This window comes from Mycobacterium sp. NPDC006124 (genome assembly GCF_040614235.1).
GTDB lineage: Bacteria > Actinomycetota > Actinomycetes > Mycobacteriales > Mycobacteriaceae > Mycobacterium.
In genome coordinates this window covers 108,715-132,008 of sequence record NZ_JBEXUA010000012.1, presented here as the reverse complement: position 1 = coordinate 132,008, position 23,294 = coordinate 108,715, and the positions used below count along the sequence as shown (strand labels likewise).

The 23,294-nt window shown below is 68.0% G+C and carries 17 protein-coding genes; 15 read left to right on the top strand and 2 right to left on the bottom strand.

The annotated features are described in order from the left end of the window. Nucleotides 1–56 precede the first annotated feature (56 nt). Entirely contained in the window at nucleotides 57–956 is a 900-nt protein-coding gene (locus ABZ195_RS22240) for a hypothetical protein (protein WP_355221582.1), read from the bottom strand. Between the two features lie 223 nt (nucleotides 957–1,179). Between ABZ195_RS22240 and glf the strand changes: the two genes are divergently transcribed. From glf to ABZ195_RS22165, 15 genes are all read left to right on the top strand, one after another. Next, nucleotides 1,180–2,409, top strand: coding sequence for a UDP-galactopyranose mutase (gene glf, locus ABZ195_RS22235; protein WP_355221581.1), 1,230 nt, complete (start codon nucleotides 1,180–1,182; stop codon nucleotides 2,407–2,409). A gap of 2 nt (nucleotides 2,410–2,411) precedes the next feature. Continuing rightward, the gene (locus tag ABZ195_RS22230; RefSeq protein WP_355221579.1) at nucleotides 2,412–4,364 is read left to right on the top strand and encodes a glycosyltransferase; all 1,953 of its coding nucleotides are present in this window, start codon (nucleotides 2,412–2,414) and stop codon (nucleotides 4,362–4,364) included. Next, on the top strand, nucleotides 4,361–4,891 hold the full coding sequence (locus tag ABZ195_RS22225; protein ID WP_355221577.1) for a phosphatase PAP2 family protein: 531 nt from the start codon (nucleotides 4,361–4,363) through the stop codon (nucleotides 4,889–4,891). Before ABZ195_RS22230 ends, ABZ195_RS22225 begins: the two co-directional genes overlap by 4 nt. Further along, nucleotides 4,888–5,805: a decaprenyl-phosphate phosphoribosyltransferase gene (locus ABZ195_RS22220; protein WP_355221576.1), complete on the top strand. Its 918-nt coding sequence runs from the start codon at nucleotides 4,888–4,890 to the stop codon at nucleotides 5,803–5,805. Before ABZ195_RS22225 ends, ABZ195_RS22220 begins: the two co-directional genes overlap by 4 nt. A 16-nt stretch (nucleotides 5,806–5,821) precedes the next feature. Next, a complete protein-coding gene (gene zomB, locus ABZ195_RS22215) occupies nucleotides 5,822–7,813 on the top strand; it encodes a flagellar motor control protein ZomB (protein WP_355221574.1) in 1,992 nt (663 codons plus the stop codon). Between the two features lie 206 nt (nucleotides 7,814–8,019). Then, nucleotides 8,020–9,015: an alpha/beta hydrolase family protein gene (locus tag ABZ195_RS22210; protein ID WP_355221572.1), complete on the top strand. Its 996-nt coding sequence runs from the start codon at nucleotides 8,020–8,022 to the stop codon at nucleotides 9,013–9,015. A 159-nt stretch (nucleotides 9,016–9,174) separates the two neighbouring features. Continuing rightward, a complete protein-coding gene (locus tag ABZ195_RS22205) occupies nucleotides 9,175–10,035 on the top strand; it encodes an alpha/beta hydrolase family protein (protein ID WP_355221677.1) in 861 nt (286 codons plus the stop codon). Nucleotides 10,036–10,105: 70 nt separating this feature from the next. Further along, entirely contained in the window at nucleotides 10,106–10,564 is a 459-nt protein-coding gene (locus ABZ195_RS22200) for a DUF732 domain-containing protein (RefSeq protein WP_355221570.1), read from the top strand. A gap of 20 nt (nucleotides 10,565–10,584) precedes the next feature. Continuing rightward, nucleotides 10,585–11,598 carry a cutinase family protein gene (locus ABZ195_RS22195; RefSeq protein WP_355221568.1) on the top strand — a complete coding sequence of 338 codons (1,014 nt, stop codon included), beginning with the start codon at nucleotides 10,585–10,587 and terminating at the stop codon, nucleotides 11,596–11,598. 179 nt (nucleotides 11,599–11,777) lie between these two features. Continuing rightward, nucleotides 11,778–13,667, top strand: a complete 1,890-nt coding sequence (gene fadD32, locus ABZ195_RS22190; RefSeq protein ID WP_355221566.1) for a long-chain-fatty-acid--AMP ligase FadD32 — start codon at nucleotides 11,778–11,780, stop codon at nucleotides 13,665–13,667. Between the two features lie 52 nt (nucleotides 13,668–13,719). Beyond that, nucleotides 13,720–19,128, top strand: a complete 5,409-nt coding sequence (pks13, locus tag ABZ195_RS22185; RefSeq protein WP_355221564.1) for a polyketide synthase Pks13 — start codon at nucleotides 13,720–13,722, stop codon at nucleotides 19,126–19,128. Between the two features lie 8 nt (nucleotides 19,129–19,136). Further along, a complete protein-coding gene (locus ABZ195_RS22180; RefSeq protein WP_355221675.1) occupies nucleotides 19,137–20,705 on the top strand; it encodes an acyl-CoA carboxylase subunit beta in 1,569 nt (522 codons plus the stop codon). A gap of 135 nt (nucleotides 20,706–20,840) precedes the next feature. Continuing rightward, a complete protein-coding gene (locus tag ABZ195_RS22175) occupies nucleotides 20,841–21,782 on the top strand; it encodes a DUF222 domain-containing protein (protein ID WP_355221562.1) in 942 nt (313 codons plus the stop codon). Next, nucleotides 21,775–22,167: an HNH endonuclease signature motif containing protein gene (locus ABZ195_RS22170; RefSeq protein ID WP_355221560.1), complete on the top strand. Its 393-nt coding sequence runs from the start codon at nucleotides 21,775–21,777 to the stop codon at nucleotides 22,165–22,167. The genes ABZ195_RS22175 and ABZ195_RS22170 overlap by 8 nt, the downstream gene beginning before the upstream one ends. A 105-nt stretch (nucleotides 22,168–22,272) precedes the next feature. Beyond that, nucleotides 22,273–22,407: a hypothetical protein gene (locus tag ABZ195_RS22165; RefSeq protein WP_355221558.1), complete on the top strand. Its 135-nt coding sequence runs from the start codon at nucleotides 22,273–22,275 to the stop codon at nucleotides 22,405–22,407. On the opposite strand, the gene ABZ195_RS22160 is transcribed toward ABZ195_RS22165, so the two are convergent. Continuing rightward, the gene (locus ABZ195_RS22160) at nucleotides 22,404–23,282 is read right to left on the bottom strand and encodes an MBL fold metallo-hydrolase (protein ID WP_355221556.1); all 879 of its coding nucleotides are present in this window, start codon (nucleotides 23,280–23,282) and stop codon (nucleotides 22,404–22,406) included. The genes ABZ195_RS22165 and ABZ195_RS22160 overlap by 4 nt on opposite strands. Nucleotides 23,283–23,294: the final 12 nt, after the last annotated feature.

The window sequence follows — 23,294 nt, the reverse complement described above, 5'->3', positions numbered from 1 at the left end:
CCGCAGAGCCGCGTCGGGGGGCCGATGGCTTCTGCGGTGCCGTTTCGTCGCAGGATCTAGGCGGCGGGGACGGCCGCCGGAGCCGCCGCTGCGGCCGCGGCGGGTGCCGCCGCCGCTCCGGCCGCACCCTTCTGGATGGCGCCGGTGATCATGGGCATGACCATGCCCTTGAGCAGGTCGATCGCCTGGCCGGCGCCGAGGGACTGCGCAGCGCTGTTGAGGTCACCGAGCAATCCGCCGCCGCCACTGCTGGCCGCCGGTGCGCCGAGGCCGAGTCCCGGATCGCCGCCGAGGATCGGATAGGTGCCCGAGGTCGGGTCCAGTCCGATCGGATCGGCGATCGGGACCTCGCCGGCACCTGGAACGCCGAGGCCGAGGCCGGTGTTGGCGGCCGGGGTCGTCAGACCGGGCACTGCCGCGGTGGGGCTGGTCAGAGCCGGATTGGACAGGCCCGGATTGGTGAGGCCGGCGTCGGCGAGGCCCGGTGTAGTCAGCCCGGGCGTCGTGAGGCCGGGGGTCGTCAGCCCGGGCGTGGTCAGACCGGGCGTGGTCAACCCGGGGGTGGTCAGACCAGGCGTCGTCAGGCCGGGGGTGGTCAGGCCGGGGGTCGTCAGACCCGGGGTGGTCAGCGCGGGAGCCGTCAGACCGGGCGCGGTCAAGCCGGGGCTGGTGAGCCCGGGGCTGGTGAGCGTGGCCGCCGAGGGGGCGCCGGTACCGCCGAGGATTCCACTCGGCTGGTTGACGCCGAACTGCGAGAGTCCCTGGGACAGGGCCCCGAGGAGCTCGCTGGGCAGGTCGGTGACCAGGGCGGCCTGCACGAACTCGCGGTGCTGCGGCGCGGCCTGATTGGTGGTGGACATGTCGGACAATGCGACAGCGGCAACTGGACTTGCGACGGCCAGGGCGGCGACGGCACTCATGGCTGTCGAGAGCTTGCGTCGACGACGGTTAGGCACGGAAGTCTCCTCGTGTGTTCTCGGACCGTGGCTTCTTGGACCGTGTAAATGGACTGCGGACGTTCTGATGCAACGTGTTCGATGGTACGGCTGTGACTGGTGATGCCAGAGTGGCTCCGGATGTTGATGCGTAATCGTGAGCGAATTGCGACCTGCCGCGGGCGGACGACCGGCCGAGCGCGCATTCGGGTCGCGACCCCCTAGTCGGATACCCTTGCTGCCGATGACAGCTCCTACCTCCCGGGTCGCTGCCCAGGCCAACTTCGACCTCATAGTCGTCGGTTCCGGATTCTTCGGCCTGACGATCGCCGAACGCGCGGCCACCCAACTCGGCAAGCGCGTACTCGTCCTCGACCGCCGCTCGCACATCGGCGGCAATGCCTACTCCGAGCCCGAGCCGCAGACCGGCATCGAGATCCACAAGTACGGCGCGCATCTGTTCCACACCTCTAATCAGAGGGTGTGGGACTACGTGCGGCAGTTCACCGAGTTCACCGGGTACCAGCACCGGGTCTTCGCGATGCACGCCGGGCAGTCCTACCAGTTCCCCATGGGACTCGGCCTCGTGTCGCAGTTCTTCGGCCGGTACTTCAGCCCCGACGAAGCCCGCGCCCTGATTGCCGAGCAGGCCGCCGAGTTCGACTCCAAGGACGCGCAGAACTTCGAGGAGAAGGCGATCAGCCTCATCGGGCGGCCGCTCTACGAGGCGTTCGTGAAGCACTACACCGCCAAGCAGTGGGAGACCGACCCCACGAACCTGCCGGCCAGCAACATCACCCGCCTGCCGGTTCGCTACACCTTCGACAACCGCTACTTCAACGACACCTACGAGGGTCTGCCGGTCGACGGGTACACCGCGTGGCTGGAGAACATGGCCGCCGACGACCGCATCGAGGTGCGGCTCGACACCGACTGGTTCGACGTCCGCGACGAGCTTCGCGCCACGAGCCCCGACGCCCCCGTCGTCTACACCGGTCCGCTGGATCGCTACTTCGACTACTCCGCGGGCCGGCTCGGCTGGCGCACCCTCGACTTCGAGACCGACGTCTTGGACACCGGCGACTTTCAGGGCACGCCGGTGATGAACTACAACGACGCCGACGTGCCGTTCACCAGGATTCACGAGTTCCGGCACTTCCACCCCGAGCGGTCCTATCCGACCGACAAGACCGTGATCATGCGTGAGTACGGTCGATTCGCCAAGGACGACGACGAGCCGTATTACCCGATCAACACCCCCGAGGACCGTGCGATGGTCGCGGCCTATCGCGAACTCGCCCGCGCCGAGACGGCGTCGGGAAGGGTCCTGTTCGGCGGGCGGCTCGGCACCTATCAATACCTCGACATGCACATGGCCATCGCCAGTGCGCTGAACATGTACGACAACACGCTGGCGCCGCATCTGCGCGACGGCAGTGCGCTGTCGACCGACGAAGACCGAGAAAGCAGCTGAGCATGAGTGACATTCCGTCGGGCGCGCTCGACACCGGACAGTCCAAGGCCGTCAGCCTGCTGTCTCGCATCATCTTGCCCCGGCCCGGCGAACCGCTGGACGTGCGCAAGCTCTACATCGAGGAATCCGAGACCAACGCGCGTCGCGCCCACCCCCCGACGCGCACCACCCTGGAGATCGGCACCGAGTCCGAGGTGTCGTTCGCGACCTACTTCAACGCCTTCCCCGCCAGCTACTGGCGCCGGTGGTCCATCCTCGAATCGGTGGTGCTGCGCGTCGAGCTGACCGGCAGCGCGCGCATCGACGTGTACCGGTCCAAGGCCACCGGGGCCCGCATCACCGTCGGGGGCACCGAGGCGGTGAGCGTCGACCCCGACACCCCCTCGGTCACCGAGTTCGAGATCGGACTCGACCCGTTCGAGGACGGCGGCTGGATCTGGTTCGACATCACCACCGACAGCAAGGTGACGGTACACAGCGCGGGTTGGTACGCGCCCATCCCCGCGCCGGGGCGGCCCAACGTGGCGATCGGCATCCCCACCTTCAACCGGCCGGCCGACGCCGTCAACGCTCTGGCGGCCCTGACCTCGGACCCTCTGGTCGACGAGGTCATCACCGCGGTGATCGTCACCGACCAAGGCACCAGCAAGGCCAAGGACAACCCCGGGTTCGCCGAAGCTGCTGCGGCCCTTGGCAACCGGCTGACCATTCACGACCAGCCCAACCTCGGCGGCTCCGGCGGCTACAGCCGGGTGATGTACGAGGCGCTCAAGAACACCGACTGCGACCAGATCCTGTTCATGGACGACGACATCCGCATCGAGCCGGATTCCATCCTGCGGGCGCTGGCGTTCAACCGCTTCGCCAAGACTCCCACTCTGGTCGGCGGTCAGATGCTCAACCTGCAGGAGCCGTCGCACCTGCACGTCATGGGTGAGATGGTCGACCAGGCCAACTTCATGTGGACCAACGCCGTCAACACGGAGTACGACCACAACTTCGCCAAGTTCCGGCTCAACGACGAAGAGGAATACCGCAGCAGGCTGCTGCACCGTCGCGTCGACGCCGACTTCAACGGCTGGTGGATGTGCATGATCCCGCGGTCGGTCGCTGAAGAACTGGGCCAGCCGCTGCCCCTGTTCATCAAGTGGGACGACTGCGAATATGGCTTGCGCGCAGGCGAACACGGCTACCCGACGGTGACTCTCCCCGGTGCGGCGATCTGGCACATGGCCTGGAGCGACAAGGACGACGCCATCGATTGGCAGGCGTACTTCCATTTGCGCAACCGGTTGGTGGTGGCGGCCCTGCACTGGGACGGCAGCGTCACCGGCCTGGTCGCCAGTCATCTCAAGGCCACCATCAAACACCTTCTCTGTCTTGAGTATTCGACGGTGGCGATCCAGAACAAGGCGATGGACGACTTCCTCGCCGGCCCGGACCACATCTTCTCCATCCTGGAGTCGGCGCTCCCCGAGGTGCGCAAGATGCGCTCGGAGTTCCCCGACGCCGTGGTGCTGCCGAGCGCGACGTCGCTGCCCACGCCGTCGGACAAGCGCTGGCGCAAGAAGGTTCAGATTCCGGTCAGCCCGGTCGCGATCGCGGTGCGCCTCTCCCGCGGCGTCCTGCACCAGCTGAAGGCGCACGACCCGCAGCATCACGTTCGGCCACAGATCAACGTCGCCACGCAGGACGCGCGCTGGTTCTCGCTGTCGCGCGTGGACGGGGTCACCGTCACCACGGCCGACGGCCGCGGGGTCGTGTACCGCCAGCGCGATCGCGACAAGATGTTCGACCTGCTCCGCGAATCGCTCAAGCGACAGAGCGTGCTGCTGCGCAAGTTCAACCGGATGCGCCGCGTGTACCGCGGTGCGCTGCCGACGATGACCAGTACGCAGCAGTGGGAGAGCGTGTTGTTGCCCGCGGCGAAGACTCCGGCGGAAGTGTCCCGGTGACCGACACCCTGCGGGGCGAGGATGCGGCGCTGGTCGCGGTGCAGTCGACCCTCGCCGGCCGCCCCGGCGTCCTGCCCGGTGCGCGCGCGCTGTCGCACTTCGGTGAGCACAGCGCCGGCTGGATCGCCGTGTCACTTCTCGGGGCGCTGCTGCAACCGAAGCGCCGCCAGGCGTGGTTGACCGCCGGGGTCGGCGCGTTCCTCGCCCACGCTGCTGCCGTCGTCATCAAGCGGGTGGTCAAGCGCCAGCGCCCCCACCATCCGTCGATCGCGGTCAACGTGGCGACGCCGAGCCGGCTGAGCTTCCCCTCGGCCCACGCGACGTCGACCACCGCTGCGGCCATGCTGCTGGCCCGCGCATCGGGCTTGCCGCTGCCGTGGCTGCTGGTGCCGCCGATGGCGTTGTCGCGCTTGGTACTCGGAGTGCACTACCCCACCGACGTGCTCACGGGAGTGGCCGTCGGCGCGGTCGTGGCCAAGACGGTCGAGGCGGTCGCGGACCGGAAGGAGACAGGTGAGCGCGCATGAGTGAGGAAGCTCCGCCGGTGGCGGGCCCGCCGAAGAACCTCGCCGTCGGTCTGGTCAAGGCACTGCGGCCGCGGCAGTGGGTGAAGAACCTGCTGGTGCTCGCCGCGCCCTTGTTCGCCTTCGGCGGAGACGTCAAGTACGACTACCGCGAGGTGCTGACCGACGTCGGCATCGCCTTCGTGTGCTTCAGCCTGGCGGCATCGTCGATCTATCTGGTCAACGACGCCCGCGACGTCGAGGCCGACCGCGCACACCCCACCAAGCGGTTCCGGCCCATCGCCGCAGGCGTGGTCCCGCAGCAGCTGGCCTACGTGCTCGCCGTCGTGCTGGCGGCCGTCGCGCTGACCGTCTCCTGGCTCGTCACGCCCAACCTGACCGTGGTCATCGCGGTGTACCTCACCATTCAGCTGGCGTACTGCTTCGGACTCAAACACCAAGCCGTCCTCGACATTTGCATCGTGTCGTCGGCGTACCTGATCCGGGCGATCGCCGGCGGCGCCGCCGCGGGCATCCCGCTGTCGCAGTGGTTCCTGCTCGTCATGGCGTTCGGTTCACTGTTCATGGTGGCGGGCAAGCGATACGCCGAACTGCAGCTCTCCGAGCGCACCGGCGCGAAGATTCGCAAGTCGCTCGAGAGCTACACCGCCTCCTACCTGCGTTTCGTCTGGACGTTGTCGGCGACCGCGGTGGTGGTGTGTTACGGCTTGTGGGCGTTCGAGCGTGATCGCATCACCGACGGGTCATGGTTCGCCATCTCGATGATTCCGTTCACCATCGCGATCCTGCGATACGCGGTGGACGTCGACGGCGGGATGGCAGGCGAGCCCGAGGACATCGCGCTGCGCGATCACGTCCTGCAGTTCTTGGCCATCGCCTTGATCGGATCCCTTGGTGCCGCAGCGTACTTCAGCTGACGCTGCGGGGAAGGGCATGGCGGACCGGTTCGCGCGCTGGCCCGCCTTCCGCTTCACCCCCACCGTCCGCGTCAGCCTCTGGGTCGGCGTGGTGGTGGTGGGAGCGCTGTTCGCGTGGGGCGCCTGGCAGCGTCGGTGGATCGCCGACGACGGCCTGATCGTCCTGCGCACCGTCCGGAATCTCCTGGCGGGCAACGGCCCCGTCTTCAATCAGGGGGAGCGCGTCGAGGCCAACACGTCCACGGTGTGGACCTACCTCGTCACGTTCGCCGCCTGGATCGGCGGCCCGCTCCAACTCGAATACGTGGTCCTGACCCTGGCGTTGACGCTCAGCGTCGCCGGCATGGTGTTCGTGATGCTCGGCACCGGACGGCTCTACGCACCCGGGCTGCGCGGCAGGCAGGCGCTACTGCTGCCGGCCGGGGCGATCGTCTACATCGCGATCCCGCCGGCGCGTGACTTCGCCACGTCCGGGCTCGAAAACGGTTTGATACTGGCGTATCTGGGCTTGCTGTGGTGGATGATGGTCTGCTGGTCGCAGGCCCCACGGGTGAATCCGCCCCCACCCAACGAGACCGGTGGCAACGCGACCGGACGGGTCTTCGAGGGCTCGCTGGCCTTCCTCGCGGGACTCAGCGTCCTGATCAGGCCCGAGCTTGCGCTGGTCGGCGGGGTGGCGTTGCTGATGATGCTCGCCGCGGCTCACGGCTGGCGCCGGCGGCTGCTCATCGTCGTGGCGGGCGGTCTGCTGCCCGTGGTGTACCAGGTGTTCCGGATGGGCTACTACGGCCTGCTGGTCCCCGGCACCGCGGTGGCCAAGGACGCCTCGGGTTCCAAGTGGGCGCAGGGTTTCGTCTACCTCACCAACTTCAACCACCCCTATCTGCTGTGGATCCCGCTGGTGCTCCTCGGTGGTCTCGGTCTGCTGCTGCTCGGGGTGCGAAGCCTGTTGTGGCGCAAGCGCAGTCAGCCCATCCGCACCCGTGGTCGGTGGACGAGCCTGCTGCAGAGCCCGACGGCCGTCGTCGTCTTCATGGCCGGCAGCGGTCTGATCCAGGCGGTCTACTGGGTGCGCCAGGGCGGCGACTTCATGCACGGCCGCGTCCTGCTCACGCCGTTGTTCTGCCTTCTGGCACCGATTTCGGTGATTCCCGTCGTCCTGCCGGCCGGCATGCGCACCGTCCGCGGTCCGGGTTATCTGCTCGCCGGTGCCTCGGCGGTGTTCTGGTTGGCGATCGTCGGCTGGTCCCTGTGGGCGGCGAACTCACCGGGTCTGGGTAGCGATGCGACCCGGGTCACGGCCTCCGGCATCGTCGACGAGCGTCGCTTCTATGCCCAGGCGACCGGCCATGCGCATCCCCTGACCGCGGCCGACTATCTGGACTATCCGCGCATGCGGGCCGTCGTCGCCGCCATCGACGACACCCCCGACGGCGCACTTCTCCTGCCGTCGGGCAATTACGACCAGTGGGACGTCGTGCCCGCGCTCCCGCCGCCGCTCCCGCCGCCACCGGTCGGTGCCGCGCCCGCCTTCGCCACGTCGCGAACCGGACCCCACACCGTGTTCTTCACCAACCTCGGCATGCTCGGCATGAACGTGGGGCTCGACGTCCGGGTGATCGACCAGATCGGCCTGGCCAATCCGCTGGCGGCCCACACCGCCAGGCTCGACGACGCCCGAATCGGCCACGACAAGAACCTCTTTCCCGACTGGGCCGTCGCCGAGGGCCCGTTCCTCCCGATGCGACCCTTCATTCCCCCCTATCTCGACGAAGACTGGATCGCCCAGGCGAAGGCGGCGTTGACGTGCCCGGACACCGACGCGCTGCTGACGTCGATCCGCGGTCCCCTCGGCGCGAAGCGCTTCCTGTCCAACGTGTTGCACGCGGCAGCCTTCACCAAGTACCGGATCGACCGAGTTCCCCGCTATGACCTGGCCAGATGTGGCGTGCCGGTGCCCCCGCTCAAGGCGCCTCCGTACACCGGAATGCCTGCGACGGGCCCGTGATCGAGACCTCGTGTAACGCCGGGGACGGCCGAGGCGATACACCGCCCGAGTGAGTTGGGATCCAACGTCGTCTTCCCAAGTGAGCTAAACCATTTGACCAGGCACGACGCATGCGGGAGAGAGTTTTCACCCTCGTGTGTGGTTGACTACAGCGGCACGCAGCGGGTCTGTCGTGCGGCATTCAAACGAAAAGGATCCATACAAGCATGAGTTTCGTAGGGAAGATGGCGCGCCGCGCTGCGGTTGCCGCCCTGGCGGTGGGAACGCTGTCAGGACTGGTTGGCGTCGTCGGAGGCTCGGCGACAGCGGGAGCCTTCTCGAAGCCGGGTCTGCCGGTCGAGTACCTGATGGTTCCGTCGGCCAGCATGGGCCGCGACATCAAGGTCCAGTTCCAGAGCGGCGGTCCCAACTCACCGTCGGTGTACCTGCTCGACGGCCTGCGCGCGCAGGACGACTTCAACGGCTGGGACATCAACACCCAGGCGTTCGAGTGGTACGACGGTTCCGGTCTGTCGGTCGTGATGCCGGTTGGCGGTCAGTCCAGCTTCTACACCAACTGGTACCAGCCGGCCTGCGGCAAGAAGTCCGGCACCTGCCAGACCTACAACTGGGAGACCTTCCTGACCCAGGAGCTCCCCGCCTACCTCGCGGCCAACAAGGGCGTCAACTCGACCCGCACCGCGGCGGTCGGCCTCTCGATGGCTGGTTCGGCGTCGCTGACGCTGGCCATCCACCACCCCCAGCAGTTCCAGTACGCGGGCGCCCTCTCGGGCTTCCTGAACCCCTCCGAGGGCTGGTGGCCGGGCTTGATCAACACCGCGATGGGTGACGCCGGCGGCTACAAGGCCAACGACATGTGGGGTCCGGCTGAGACCGATCCGGCATGGAAGTACAACGACCCGATGGTCCCGGCCAACATGGCGACGCTCGTCTCCAACGGCACTCGAGTGTGGATCTACTGCGGCAACGGCACTCCGTCGGGCCTGGGTGGCAACAACTTGCCCGCCAAGTTCCTCGAGGGATTGACGCTGCGCACCAACAAGCAGTTCCAGACCGATTACCTGGCTGCCGGTGGCAACAACGCCGTGTTCAACTTCCCGGAGAGCGGCACCCACGACTGGCCCTACTGGGGACAGCAGCTGCAGGCCATGAAGCCTGACATCCAGCGGGTGCTTGGCGCTGTTCCCACGGCTGCCTCCTAGGCGCCAGCAAAACAGATCGACCGGCGGCGGCGATCCCCTTGGGGGTCGCCGCCGTCGCTTCGTTTCCGGCGCGGCCCGTCGTCGTGATGTGATTCACTACAACCGAATCGACAGATTGGTGAGATGGGTATGAGGCTGCTCCTGGGACTCTTCAGGACGATGTGTGCGCTGACTCTGGCCCTGGGGCTGTGGGTGGCGAGCCCCCACACCGCGAGGGCCGAGGGCGTCGAGTACCTGATGGTCCCGTCGGCGTCCATGGGCCGCGACATCCCGGTGGCCTTCCAGGCCGGCGGCCCGCATGCGGTGTTCCTGTTGGACGCCTTCAACGCCGCCCCGGACACCAGCAACTGGGTGACGGCCGGCAACGCGATGAGCACGCTCGCCGGCAAGGGCATCTCGGTCGCCGCCCCGGCCGGTGGTGCCTGGAGCATGTACACCAACTGGGAAGCCGACGGATCTAGGCAGTGGGACACCTTCCTGTCTCAGGAGCTGCCGGACTGGCTTGCGGCGAACAAGGGCCTGGCGCCCAACGGGCACGGAGTCGTCGGCGCCGCTCAGGGCGGCTACGCCGCCATGGCCCTGGCCGCGTTCCACCCGGACCGGTTCCGCTACGCGGGGTCGCTGTCGGGTTTCCTGACACCGTCGCAGACGGCCTACAACGGCGCCATCACCGCTGGGATGGCCAGCTTCGGCGGCGTCAACACCCAGGCCATGTGGGGTGCGGCCCAGCTCGGCCGGTGGAAGTGGCATGACCCCGACGTACACGTGAACCTGTTGAATGCCAACAACACTCGGCTGTGGGTCTACAGCCCCGCGGCACTGGACTGCAGCGATCCCGCGGCGATGATCGGTGTCTGCGACCAGACCGCGGGCAGCAACCGCACGTTCTATCAGCACTACCGCAGCGTCGGCGGGCACAACGGACACTTCGACTTCCCCGACTCTGGCCAGCACGACTGGGGTAGCTGGGCACCGCAACTCGCAGCGATGTCGGGAGACCTGTCGGCCGCGATCCGGTAGGCGCGCAACGCCCGGCAGACCTGGCAAACGGCTTCCCCGAGCCGCCTCGGCGAGCCGGTACGTTGGAGGCGTGCATCTGGGCGGACCTCGAACGGCAAGCGCGGCCATGGCCTGCGCTGCCCTCGTCGTCAGCGGCTGCGGCATGGGTGACGACGTCATGGCAACCATCGGAATGCCGTCGGAGACGACCTCGAGCGGCAGCGGCGCCCAACCGTTCGCCCAGGCTCCCGTCGTCGCACCTGGGGAGAGCCCCGAACTCGTCGTCACCCCGGCCCAGCGCGAGTACCTCGACGCCGTCGACGACGCGGGCCTGAGTCCGTCCAGTGAGCTGTCGGCGCTGAACATCGGGTCCTGCGTGTGTCAGGCGAAGGCGGCCAAGCACAGCGCCCAGGAGGTCTGGGACTTCGTCTTGCCGATGGTGCGCGGCGACGTCCGCGACTCGTACGCCGAGTCCGTGGCGCCACCGGCCGGCCAGGTCAACTCCGAGACGTCGGACTACATTCGCATCGCCACTGAAACACTCTGCTAAGTAGGAGACCTCCCCACGTCATGGCTACCAATCGCCAACGCAAGCGTCATCGCCTTCTCGCCCTGGTGGCGGCCGGGTCGGTGGCGGTGCTGGTCGGCCTCCTCGTCGTCGGGCTGTGGATCCTGATGCGGTCGCCCGAGTCGCCGCCCAGCGCGACCCCTCCGACGGCGCAGCCCTCGAGCGGCATCCCGACCACGCCCGGTTCCAAGCCGCGCCCGGAGTTTCAGGACGCCAGCTGCGCGGACGTGATGGTGCTGTCGATTCCGGGCACGTGGGAGTCCTCGCCGCAGCTCGATCCCGTCAACCCGACGCAATTCCCGATCGCGTTGCTGCTGAACGTGACCAATCCGCTGCGGCAGGCCTACGGCGAGGATCGGGTGGCCGAATACACGGTTCCGTACACCGCGCAGTTCCACAATCCGTTCGCCGCCGACAAGCAGATGTCGTACAACGACAGTCGCGCCGAGGGCACCAAGGCCGCGATCAAGGCGCTGACCGACATGAACGGTCGGTGCCCCCTGACGAGCTACGTGATCGTGGGATTCTCGCAGGGCGCCGTCATCGCCGGGGACATCGCCAGTGACATCGGCAACGGTCGCGGTCCGGTCGACGCGGATCTGGTGCAGGGCGTGACGTTGATCGCCGACGGGCGCCGCCAGCCCGGCGTCGGGCAGGACATCGGCCCCAACCCGCCCGGCCAAGGTGCCGAGATCACGCTGCAGGAGGTGCCTGCGCTGTCGGCCCTTGGTCTGACGATGACGGGACCGCGGCCCGGGGGCTTCGGATCCCTCAACGACCGGACCAACCAGATCTGCGCCACCGGCGACCTGATCTGCTCGGCGCCCGAGGGGGCGTTCTCCATCGTGAACCTGCCCAAGACGCTCGAGGTGCTCAGCGGTGGGGCTGGTCAGCCGGTGCACGCCATGTACAACACCCCGGACTTCTGGGTGCTCGACGGGCAAACGGCGACGCAGTGGACGCAGTCCTGGGCGCGGGGCGTGATCGACAACGCGCCGCACCCGAAGCACGGGTGATTTGGCCTTAGCCCTACGCTCACCTAACATTAAGAGAAAAGTAAGAGCGGCTCGTCCTTGAAACCCGGCGGGCCGTCGTCAGAGTGGGTCCCAAGGCGCAGGCCTTCCCACGGATATGATCTTGGGGTTTGGCCTCGGCCGGTTCGCGACGGCGGGGGCAGCGTCGACAGAGGAGTGACATGGGATTCCACAACCCGTTCCTGAAGGACGGCCTGATCCGGTTTCCCGACAACGGCAACCTGGTGCGGCACGTCGAGAAGTGGGCGAAGGTTCGCGGCGACAATCTCGCCTACCAATTCGTGGACTTCTCCACCGAGCGCGATGGCGTGTACCGCAACCTGGGCTGGCGCGACTTCAGCGCCCGTAACAAGGCGGTCGGCGCCCGACTGCAGCAGGTCACCCAGCCCGGCGACCGCGTCGCGATCCTGTGCCCGCAGAATTTGGAGTACCTGATCGGCTTCTTCGGCGTGCTCTACGCCGGCCGCATCGCCGTCCCGCTGTTCGACCCCTCGGAGCCCGGCCACGTCGGCCGGCTGCACGCCGTCCTCGACGACTGCCAGCCCACCGCGATCCTGACGACGACCGACTCGGCCGAGGGCGTCCGGAAGTTCTTCCGCACCCGGCCCGCCAAGGAACGGCCCCGCGTGATCGCGGTCGACGCCGTGCCCGACGAGGTCGGCGCCACCTGGGTGCAGGAGGACGTCACCCACGACACGGTTGCCTACCTGCAGTACACCTCGGGCTCGACCCGCGTTCCGACCGGCGTGCAGATCACCCACCTCAACCTGGCCACCAACATCGTCCAGGTCATCGAGGGCATCGGCGGCGACGAAGGCGACCGCGGCGTCACCTGGCTGCCGTTCTTCCACGACATGGGCCTCGTCACCGCGATGATCCCGCCCGTCGTTGGTCACTACATCACCTTCATGACCCCCGCCGCGTTCGTCCGCCGGCCCGGCCGCTGGATCCGCGAGATGGCCCGCAAGGACGACGACACCGGCGGCGTCATCTCGGTCGCGCCGAACTTCGCGTTCGACCACGCCGCCGCGCGTGGCGTGCCGAAGGACGGCGAGCCGCCGATGGACCTGTCCAACGTCAAGGCGGTCCTCAACGGCAGCGAGCCGATCTCGGCCGCGACCGTCGCCCGCTTCAACGCCGCGTTCAATCCCTTCGGGTTCAACCCGAAGGCGATCAAGCCGTCCTACGGCCTGGCCGAGGCGACCCTCTTCGTCTCCACCACCCCGACCGACGAGCCGCCGAAGGTCGTCTACGTCGACCGCGAGGAACTCAACGCCTATCGCTTCGTCGAGGTCCCCGAGGACGCGCCGTCCGCGGTGGCTCAGGCCTCAGCCGGCAAGGTCGGCGTGGCCGAGTGGGCCACCATCGTCGATGCCGAGAGCGCGACCGAACTGCCCGACGGGCAGATCGGCGAGGTGTGGATCAGCGGCCAGAACATGGGCACGGGGTACTGGAACAAGCCGGATGAGACGGCGGCGACGTTCCAGAACATCCTCAAGTCCAGGACCGACCCGTCGCACGCCGAGGGTGCCCCCGACGACGCCACCTGGGTGCGTACCGGTGACTTCGGGGCGTTCCACGACGGCGACCTCTACATCACCGGCCGCGTCAAGGACCTGGTGATCGTCGACGGCCGCAACCACTACCCGCAGGACCTCGAGTACTCGGCGCAGGAGGCCAGCAAGGCCTTGCGCACCGGTTTCGTCGCGGCCTTCTCGGTGCCGGCCAATCAGCTTCCCGACGTGGTGTTCGACAACGCCCACGCCGGTCTCAAGCGCGATCCCGACGACACCTCCGAGCAACTCGTCATCGTCGCCGAGCGTGCCGCCGGCGCCAACAAGATGGACCTCGAGCCGGTGGCCGACGAGATCCGGGCCGCCATCGCGGTCCGGCACGGCGTGACGGTGCGCGACGTGCTGCTGACGCCCGCTGGCGCCATCCCGCGCACCTCGAGCGGCAAGATCGGCCGCCGGGCCTGCCGGTCGGGCTACCTCGACGGCAGCTTGCGCAGCGGAAAGATCGCCAACGACTTCCCCGACCAGACGGACTAACGCGCACCGTCGGTCCACCCCAGGCCGCACCTCGGCGAAAGTGACTGTGAATATGACTGAATCCGACGACAATTCGCCATCGCCCGCCGGGGACGGTTCGTCGAAGCCCGACGACGGGCCGGCTCGCACCGACAAGACGATCCCCGAGTTGCGCGAGTTCCTCCGCAACTGGATCGCCGAGGCCACCGGACAGCCCGCCGGCGCCATCGACGAGTCCGCTCCGATGGTGGAGTTGGGCCTGTCGTCGCGCGATGCGGTGTCGCTGGCCAGTGACATCGAGGACCTCACCGGCGTCACGCTCACGGCGACGGTCCTGTTCCGGAACCCGACCATCGAGTCGCTTGCGACGGTCATCGTCGAGGGCGATCCCGAGGACGAGAGCGTCGTCGACGAGGGTTACGACTGGTCGCGCACCACGGACGTCGACTCCGCGGAGATCGACGTCGCCATCGTCGGCATCGGCACGCGGTTCCCCGGTGACCTGAACACCCCCGACGAGATGTGGCGCGGCCTGCTCGACGGCGTCGACGCCATCACCGACCTGCCCGACGGCCGGTGGGAGGAGTTCCTCGGGGACCCCAGGATCGCCGAGCGCGTGGCCCGGGCGCACACCCGCGGTGGCTACCTGTCCGACATCAAGGGTTTCGACTCCGAGTTCTTCGCGCTGTCGAAGATGGAGGCCGACAACATCGACCCGCAGCAGCGGATGGCCTTGGAGCTGACGTGGGAAGCGTTGGAGCACGCCAGGATTCCGGCGTCCAGCCTGCGCGGTGAGACCGTCGGCGTCTTCGTGGGCGCGTCGAACAACGACTACAGCTTCCTGTCGGTCTCGGACGCCTCGGTCGCCCACCCCTATGCCATCACGGGAACGACCAGCTCGATCATCGCCAACCGCGTCTCGTACTTCTTCGACTTCCGCGGACCGTCGATGGCCATCGACACGGCCTGCTCGTCGTCACTGGTCGCCGTGCACGAGGGTGTCAAGGCGCTGCGGGCCGGTGACGCGGACGTGGTGCTCGCCGGTGGCGTCAACGCGTTGATCACCCCGCTGGTCACCATCGGCTTCGACGAGGTCGGCGGCGTGCTGGCCCCCGATGGGCGCATCAAGTCGTTCTCCTCGGACGCGAACGGCTACGCCCGCTCCGAGGGTGGCGGCATGCTGGTGCTCAAGCGGGTCGCCGACGCCCGCCGTGACGGTGACGAGATCCTGGCCGTCATCGCCGGCAGTGCGGTCAACCACGACGGCCGCTCCAACGGTCTGCTGGCTCCGAACCCCGACGCGCAGGCCGACGTGCTGCGCAAGGCCTACAAGGACGCGGGAATCGACCCGCGCACCGTCGACTACGTCGAGGCGCACGGCACGGGCACCATCCTCGGCGACCCGATCGAGGCCGACGCCCTGGGCCGGGTCATCGGCAAGGGCCGCGCTGCCGACAAGCCGGCGCTGCTGGGTGCGGTGAAGTCCAATGTGGGACACCTGGAGTCGGCCGCTGGCGCGGCCAGCCTGGCCAAGGTGGCGCTGTCGCTGAAGAACGACAAGCTGCCGCCGTCGATCAACTACGCGGGACCCAACCCGTATATCGACTTCGACAAGATCAACATCAAGGTCAACGACGTCGTCGCCGACTGGCCGCGCTACAGCGGTCACGCGATCGCCGGTGTGTCGGGCTTCGGCTTCGGCGGCGCCAACGCCCACCTGGTGGTGCGCGAGGTGCTGCCCTCCGACCTCGTCGAACCGGAGCCGGTGGCCGACGTGGTCGTGCGTGAGGAGAAGTCCGACGCCAACGCCGCGTACGTCGGCGGGGTTCTGGTCGACGACGACGACGACCACGGCGACGACTTCATGGGCGAGTTCGGGGCGTCGGCGTCGGCTCACGATGGTGAGCTCGAGCTGCCCGGTCTGACCGACGACGCACTGCGTCTGCTGGAGGCGGCCCGGGAAGCGCTCGCCGCCGCCGAGGTCGAGACGCCCACCAAACCCCTGGTCCCCCTGGCGGTCTCGGGCTTCCTGACCTCGCGCAAGCGTGCCACCGCCGCCGAGCTGGCGGATTGGATCGACAGCGAGGAAGGCCGGTCCTCGTCGCTGGAGTCGATCGGTCGCTCCCTCTCGCGACGCAACCACGGGCGTTCGCGCGCCGTGATCCTCGCCCACGACCACGACGAGGCAGTCAAGGGACTGCGGGTGCTCGCCGAGGGCAAGCAGTCGCCGTTGGTAATCTCCGCCGACGGACCCGTCACCAGCGGACCCGTCTGGGTGTTCGCCGGATTCGGTGCCCAGCACCGCAAGATGGGCAAGAGCCTGTACCTGCGCGACGCGGTCTTCGCCGAGTGGATCGACAAGGTCGACGCGCTGATTCAAGACGAGCGCGGCTACTCCATCGTCGAGTTGATCCTCGACGACGCCGTCGACTACACCGACGAGACCTGCGAGTACCCGATCGAACTGGTGCAGACGGTGATCTTCGCCATCCAGATCGCCCTCGGCGAGCTGCTCAGAGCGCACGGCGCGAAACCCGGTGCGGTGATTGGTCAGTCGCTCGGGGAGGCCGCGGCGGCCTACTTCTCCGGTGGTCTGTCGCTGGAGGACGCCACCCGCACCATCTGCTCGCGGGCCCACCTGATGGGCGAGGGCGAGGCGATGCTGTTCGGCGAGTACATCCGCCTGATGGCGCTCGTCGAGTACTCCGCCGACGAGATCAAGACGGTCTTCTCCGATTACCCCGGTCTCGAGGTGTGCGTCTACGCGGCGCCCACGCAGACCGTGATCGGCGGCCCGCCCGAGCAGATCGACGCGATCATCGCCCGCGCGGAGTCGGAGGGCAAGTTCGCCCGCAAGTTCCAGACCAAGGGCGCCAGTCACACCCAGCAGATGGATCCGCTGCTCGGTGAGCTCTCGGCGGAGATCCAGGGCATTCAACCGCATCCGCTGAAGACGGCGTACTACTCGACCGTCCACGAAGGCAGCCTGGTTCGGGCGAGTGCCGAACCCATCCACGACGTCGACTACTGGAAGAAGGGGCTGCGCCACAGCGTCTTCTTCACACACGGCATCCGCAACGCCGTCGACGACGGGCACACCACGTTCCTCGAACTGGCGCCAAATCCGGTGGCGCTCATGCAGGTTGGGCTGACCACGGCATCGGCTGGTCTGCACGACGCGCAGCTCGTCGCAACCCTGGCTCGCAAGCAGGACGAGGTCGACTCGATGACCACGGCCATGGCGCAGTTGTTCACCCACGGTCACGACCTCGACTTCCGCACCCTGTTCCCCCGGGGTGAGTACGCCGAGATTCCGCCCACGCGGTTCAAGCGCAAGCCACATTGGCTCGACGTTCGCTTCTCCGGTGACGGCTCCAACGTCGTTCCGGGTACGCACGTCGCGATGCCGGACGGTCGCCACGTCTGGGAGTACTCCCCGCGCGCCACCACCGATCTGGCCGCCCTGGTGAAGGCCGCTGCGGTACAGGTACTTCCGGACGCCAAGCTGACCGCTTACGAGCAGCGGGCCGTTCCGGCCGACGACGCGCGACTGGTGACGACGTTGACGCGTCACCCGGGCGGGGCGACGGTGCAGGTTCACGCCCGCGTCGATGAATCGTTCACGCTCGTCTACGACGCCATCGTGACGCGCGGCGGTCAGGCGACGTCGTTGCCGACCGCGGTCGGAGCCGGTACGGCCGTCGCCGAAGTGGCAGTGGCTCAGCCGATTCCGGTCGACGAGCCCGAGCCCGAGGATGACGCCGCGATCCTGCAGGACAACCTCACTGCCGGAGCGGGGCTCGCGGCCGGCTTCGCCAAGTGGTCACCCGAGTCGGGCGAGACCATCTCGCAGCGGCTCGGCACCATCGTCGGCAGCGCCATGGGTTACGAGCCCGAGGACCTCCCCTGGGAGGTGCCGCTCATCGAGCTAGGTCTGGACTCGCTGATGGCGGTCCGGATCAAGAACCGCGTCGAGTACGACTTCGACCTGCCGCCAATCCAATTGACCGCGGTGCGCGACGCCAATCTCTACGCCGTCGAGAAGCTGATCGAGTACGCCATCGAGCACCGTGACGAGGTGGATCAGCTCGCCGAGGTGCAGAAGACGCAGACCGACGAGGAGATCGCCGCCGCGCAGGCCGAGCTCATGGGCGGTGCGACCACCGTCGCCGAGCTCGAGGAGATGCTCACCAAGAAGGCCGCCGAGGCGGAGATCCCCGTGGAGAGTGAAGCTCCCGCTCCGCCACCCGCGCCGATCGAGACGGCCGGGATCGTCCCGCCCCCGCCACCGCCGCCGAGCAACCCGACCGGCCCGGCAGCCGCGGCGAAGACGCCGAACCTGGCCGGTGCGGCACAGGTGCTGAACCAGCAGGCGATCTCGGAGGCACTGAACTCCGACGTGCCGCCGCGTGACGCCGCCGAACGCGTGACGTTCGCGACGTGGGCGATCGTCACCGGGAAGTCGCCGGGCGGCATCTTCAACTCGCTGCGCGAGCTGACCGACTCCGAAGCGCAGAAGATGGCGCAACGCCTGTCGGAGCGCGCCGAGGGCACGATCACCGCCGAGGACGTCAAGAAGGCGCAGACCATCGAGGAGCTGGCCTCCACAGTGCGCGAGTTCCTCGAAGCCGGTGAGCTGGACGGGTTCGTCCGGACCATCCGCGCGGCCGAGCACGACAGCGACGTTCCGGTGTTCGTGTTCCACGCCGCGGGTGGCTCGACGGTGGTCTACGAGCCGCTGCTCAAGCGGCTGCCCGCCGGCGTGCCGATGATCGGACTGGAGCGGGTCGAGGGCACCATCGAGGAGCGGGCCGCCCAGTACGTCCCGAAGTTGTTGGAGCTCAACGGCTGGACCGAGGGCAAGACCGGCAAGCCGTTCATCCTCGCGGGCTGGTCGCTGGGTGGGGCACTGTCCTACGCCTGCGCGATCGGCCTGAAGGAGGCCGGTGCCGACGTACGGTTCGTCGGCCTGATCGACTGCGTGCGACCCGGCGAGCCGATCGACACGTCGACGGAGGGCACCAGGGCCCGCTGGGACCGCTACGCGAAGTTCGCCGAGAAGACCTTCAACGTGCAGATTCCGGCGATCCCCTACGAGGAGCTCGAAAACCTCGACGACGCCGGGCAGGTCGAGTTCGTCCTCAACGCGGTCAAGGATTCCGGCGTGCAGATCCCGGGCGGGATCATCGAGCACCAGCGCACGTCGTACCTCGATCAGCGCGCACTCGACGTCGCCGACATCAAGGATTACGACGGGCACGTCACGCTCTACATGGCCGACCGCTATCACGACGACGCCATCACCTTCGAGCCTGCCTACTCGACGCGGCAGCCCGACGGCGGTTGGGGTGAGTTCGTCTCAGATCTCGAGGTCGTGCACATCGGGGGCGAGCACATTCAGGCCATCGACGAGCCGTACATTGCGAAGGTCGGCGCGCACATGAGTGAGGCGATCAACCGCATCGAGAGCGAGCACAAGTGACCCAGGAAGTGGCCCCCGTCGCCAGCAGAGCCCACACCACCGCCGAGAAGCTCGCCGAGCTCCGTGAACGGTTGGAGCTCGCCAAGGATCCCGGCGACGAGAAGGCCAAGGCCCGACGCGACAAGAAGGGCATCCCCAGCGCCCGCGCCCGGATCTACGATCTGCTGGACCCGGGCAGCTTCCTGGAGATCGGTGCGCTCGCCCGCACTCCCGGTGATCCCAACGCGTTCTACGGCGACGGCGTCGTCACCGGGCACGGCACGATCAACGGTCGTCCGGTGGGCGTGTTCAGCCACGACCAGACGGTGTTCCAGGGTTCGGTCGGGGAGATGTTCGGCCGCAAGGTGGCCAGGTTGATGGAGTGGGTGGCCATGGTGGGCTGCCCGATCATCGGCATCAACGACTCAGGCGGCGCCCGCATCCAGGATGCCGCGACCTCGCTGGCGTGGTACGCCGAGCTTGGCCGGCGCCACGAGATGCTTCGCGGCCTGGTGCCGGAGATCTCGCTGATCTTCGGCAAGTGCGCTGGCGGAGCGGTGTATTCGCCGATCCAGACCGATCTCATCGTCGCCGTGCGCGACCAGGGCTACATGTTCATCACCGGGCCCGACGTGATCAAGGACGTCACCGGCGAAGACGTCACCTTCGACGAGCTCGGCGGCGCCGACGTGCAGGCCCAGCGCGGCAACATCCACAAGGTGGTGGAGTCGGAGAGCGCGGCCTACCAGTACGTGCGCGACTACCTGAGCTTCCTGCCGCCCAACCACTTCGACAGCCCGCCGATCGTCAATCCTGGGCTGGAACCCGAACTCACGCCGACGGACCTCGAGCTCGACACGATCGTGCCGGACTCGGACAACCAGGCCTACGACATGCACGAGATCCTGCTGCGCATCTTCGACGACGGTGACGTCTTCGAGATCGCCGAGCAGCGCAGCCCGTCGATGATCACCGCCTTCGCGCGGGTGGACGGGCATCCCGTCGGCGTCATCGCCAACCAGCCGTTGAACAACGCGGGCGCCGTGGGCAACGAGGCGTCCGACAAGGCGGCCGGGTTCATCCGCTTCTGCGACTCCTTCAACTTGCCGCTGGTGTTCGTCGTCGACACGCCGGGCGCGATGCCTGGCCTCGAGGAGGAGAAGGGCGGCATCATCAAGCGCGGCGGGCGGTTCTTCAACGCCATCGTCGAGGCGGACGTGCCGAAGGTGACGTTCGTCATCCGCAAGGCCTACGGCGGTGGCTACGCAGTGATGGGTTCCAAGCAGCTGTCCGCGGATCTGAACTTCGCGTGGCCGACTGCCCGCATCGCCGTGATCGGCGCCGAGGGTGCTGCGCAGCTTCTGGTGAAGCGTTTCCCGGATCCGACCGCACCCGAGGTGCAGAAGATTCGCGCGGACTTCATCGAGGGCTACAACCTGAATCTGGCCACACCGTGGATCGCCGCCGAGCGCGGTTACATCGACGGCGTCATCGAGCCGCACGAGACCCGTCTGTTGCTGCGCAAGTCCATGCAGCTGCTGCGGGACAAGCAGAGCCGCAACAAGGTGCTGCGCAAGCATGGTTTGACGCCACTCTGACCTCCCTGGCCGGAGTTATCCACAGGTAGCTCGCCGGGTCTTGCGGGGCTCTGATAGCCCGAATACCATCGAACATGTGTTCGATTTATTGGTGGATGCCGCGGCTGGCACCTCGGGTGCCGGGGCGGCGTCGGCGTGGCCCGGGTGGAGTCCGCGGCGTGCGCGCGGCGGGTCGCGGCGATGGCCGCGATGCTCGAGGAGGCCTATGCCGCCTCCGGGTCGGCGAGTCGGGATCAGTGGTGTGTGGACGACTTCGACGCCGTCGCCGCCCACGTCGGGGCGGCGTTGTCCATCACCCCGGGCGCGGGGGCGAACCGGTTGCTGATCGCGGTCTCCCTGCACGAACGGTTCCCCCGGGTGGCCGCGGTCTTCGCCGAGGGACTGATCACCTACGAGGTGTTCCGGACCGTCGTGCAGCGTGGGGCACTGGTCATCGACCCCGACGCGCTGCGGGTGCTGGACGCGTTCCTGGCCGACGCGTTGTCCGGTGGCGAATCCATGTCGGTGGCCACCCTGGACAAGAAGGTCGACGCAGTCGTCGCATCGGTCGACCCGCACGCGGTGCGTCGGACGCAGACCAAGGCCCGGGACCGTTCCGTGGAGATGAGCATCGAGGACGGCAGTGGGTTGGCCAGTGTGCTTGCCTCGGTGTTCGTCACCGACGCCAAGGCGTTCACCGCCCGCCTGGATCTGTTCGCCGCGACGGTGTGTTCTGCTGATCCGCGGACCAGGGCTCAACGTCGCGCCGACGCCTACGGGGCCATCGGTCAGGGCTGGGACCGTCTGCGGCGTCTGTGCGGCCTGGAGTCGTGTGACGCCGCGCAGAACCCGCCGGTGCCCGGGGTGGTGGTCTACGTCATCGCCAGCCAGGACACACTCCCCGAGCCGACCGATTCCACGCCGGAACCGCGCGCCCCAACACCGGCGCCGGAACCGACGCCTGCCGCAGACGCAGACGCAGACGCACCAGTTGAAGGCCGAGGACACCGACGCCGACTCAGGCGCCGCCCTCCCACGGGACGAGCGCACCGCCCTCGACGGCGACCAACCACCCCTGTTCACCAAACCATTGGGTGACCTCACCCTGACCGAGGCGCTCACCCCCACACCCGGATACGTCGCAAAGCTGCGGCCCGCGGCGCTGATGGGCGGGCAACTCATCCCCGGCGCAATCGCCTGCCGCGCCGCCGCCGGGGCGACCCGCACCCGGATCGTGCACCCGGGACTTGCCCCACCCGAACACCGGTACCGGCCGTCGAAGAAGCTGGCCGACTTCATCCGCTGCCGCGACATGACGTGCCGCTTCCCGGGCTGCCAGGTACCCGCCACCCACTGCGACCTCGACCACACCATTCCGTGGCCCTGCGGGCCGACCGCGGCGTCCAACCTCACATGCCTATGCCGCCGGCACCACTTGCTCAAGACGTTTTGGGGCGGCCAAAGCGGTTGGCGGGAACGGTAACTCGGCGACGGCACCGTTCTGTGGACCGCGCCCGACGGCCGAACCCACACCACCACACCGGGCAGCCGACTGCTGTTCCCCGAACTCAGCGCACCCACCGCACCGGTGACCACGACCGGGGTGCCCGTGGCTCACACCGCCGGTCTGACCATGCCCCACCGCAAGACCACCCGCGAACAGGCCCGCGCCACCCGCATCCACCGCGAACGCGATCGCAACGCAGAGTACGAGAATCGTTAGATTCCCGGCAAGTTCAGCCACTCGTCGACCTCGAACCGGTCACCGCGCGCCACCAGTGTTGCGCCGCCGTGGCCGGGATAGTGCGCTGGGATCACAGCCGCGCGCGACCGGGCGGCTTCGGTGAAGACGCGTTTACGGGTCAGCGCGGCCGCGGCGGCGTCGACGTCGAATCCGCAGGGGTCGTCGGGCCGGGCGATCTGAATCGGGCAGTGCGACATGTCGCCCACGAACACCGCCGGCATACCTGCGTCGAGCCACAGCACCGACGATCCCGGGGTGTGACCGGCGGCGCGGCGCAGCCGCAGCGACTCACTGATCTGGAGGTCGTCGGACCACAACTGCATCTGATCGGCGACCGGGAACACGCTGTCGCCGAACACGATTCGCGACCCCTCGGTGGCGCCGGGTCCGTCCGGCGCGAAGAAGCGGTAATCCGCCTCGGGCATCAGGTAGCGCGCGTTGGGGAACGTCGGCACCCACTCGCCGTCGACCAGCCGGGTGTTCCAGCCGACGTGGTCGGTGTGTAGGTGTGTGTTGACCACCACGTCGACCTCGTCGACGGCCACCTCGGCGCGCTCCAGAGCCCCGAGGAAGTCGGTCCTCAGGCCCGCCAGCGGGGGCATGTGCGATCGCTGGCGATCATTGCCGACGCCGGTGTCGACGACGACGGTCAACCCGTCGACCTCCACCACCCAGCTCTGCACGGCGATCCGCCACCGCCGAACGGCCGGATCGAAGAACGTGGGAACCAGGAGCCCGGCCTCGTCCTCCCACGCGCCCGGGGGGGTGAGGCCGAAGAACTCCGTGCCGAGGTCGAACCCCCACTCCACGACCCGCTTCACGGTCGCGTCTCCCAGCTTGATGCGGTCGGACATCCCCCGACACTA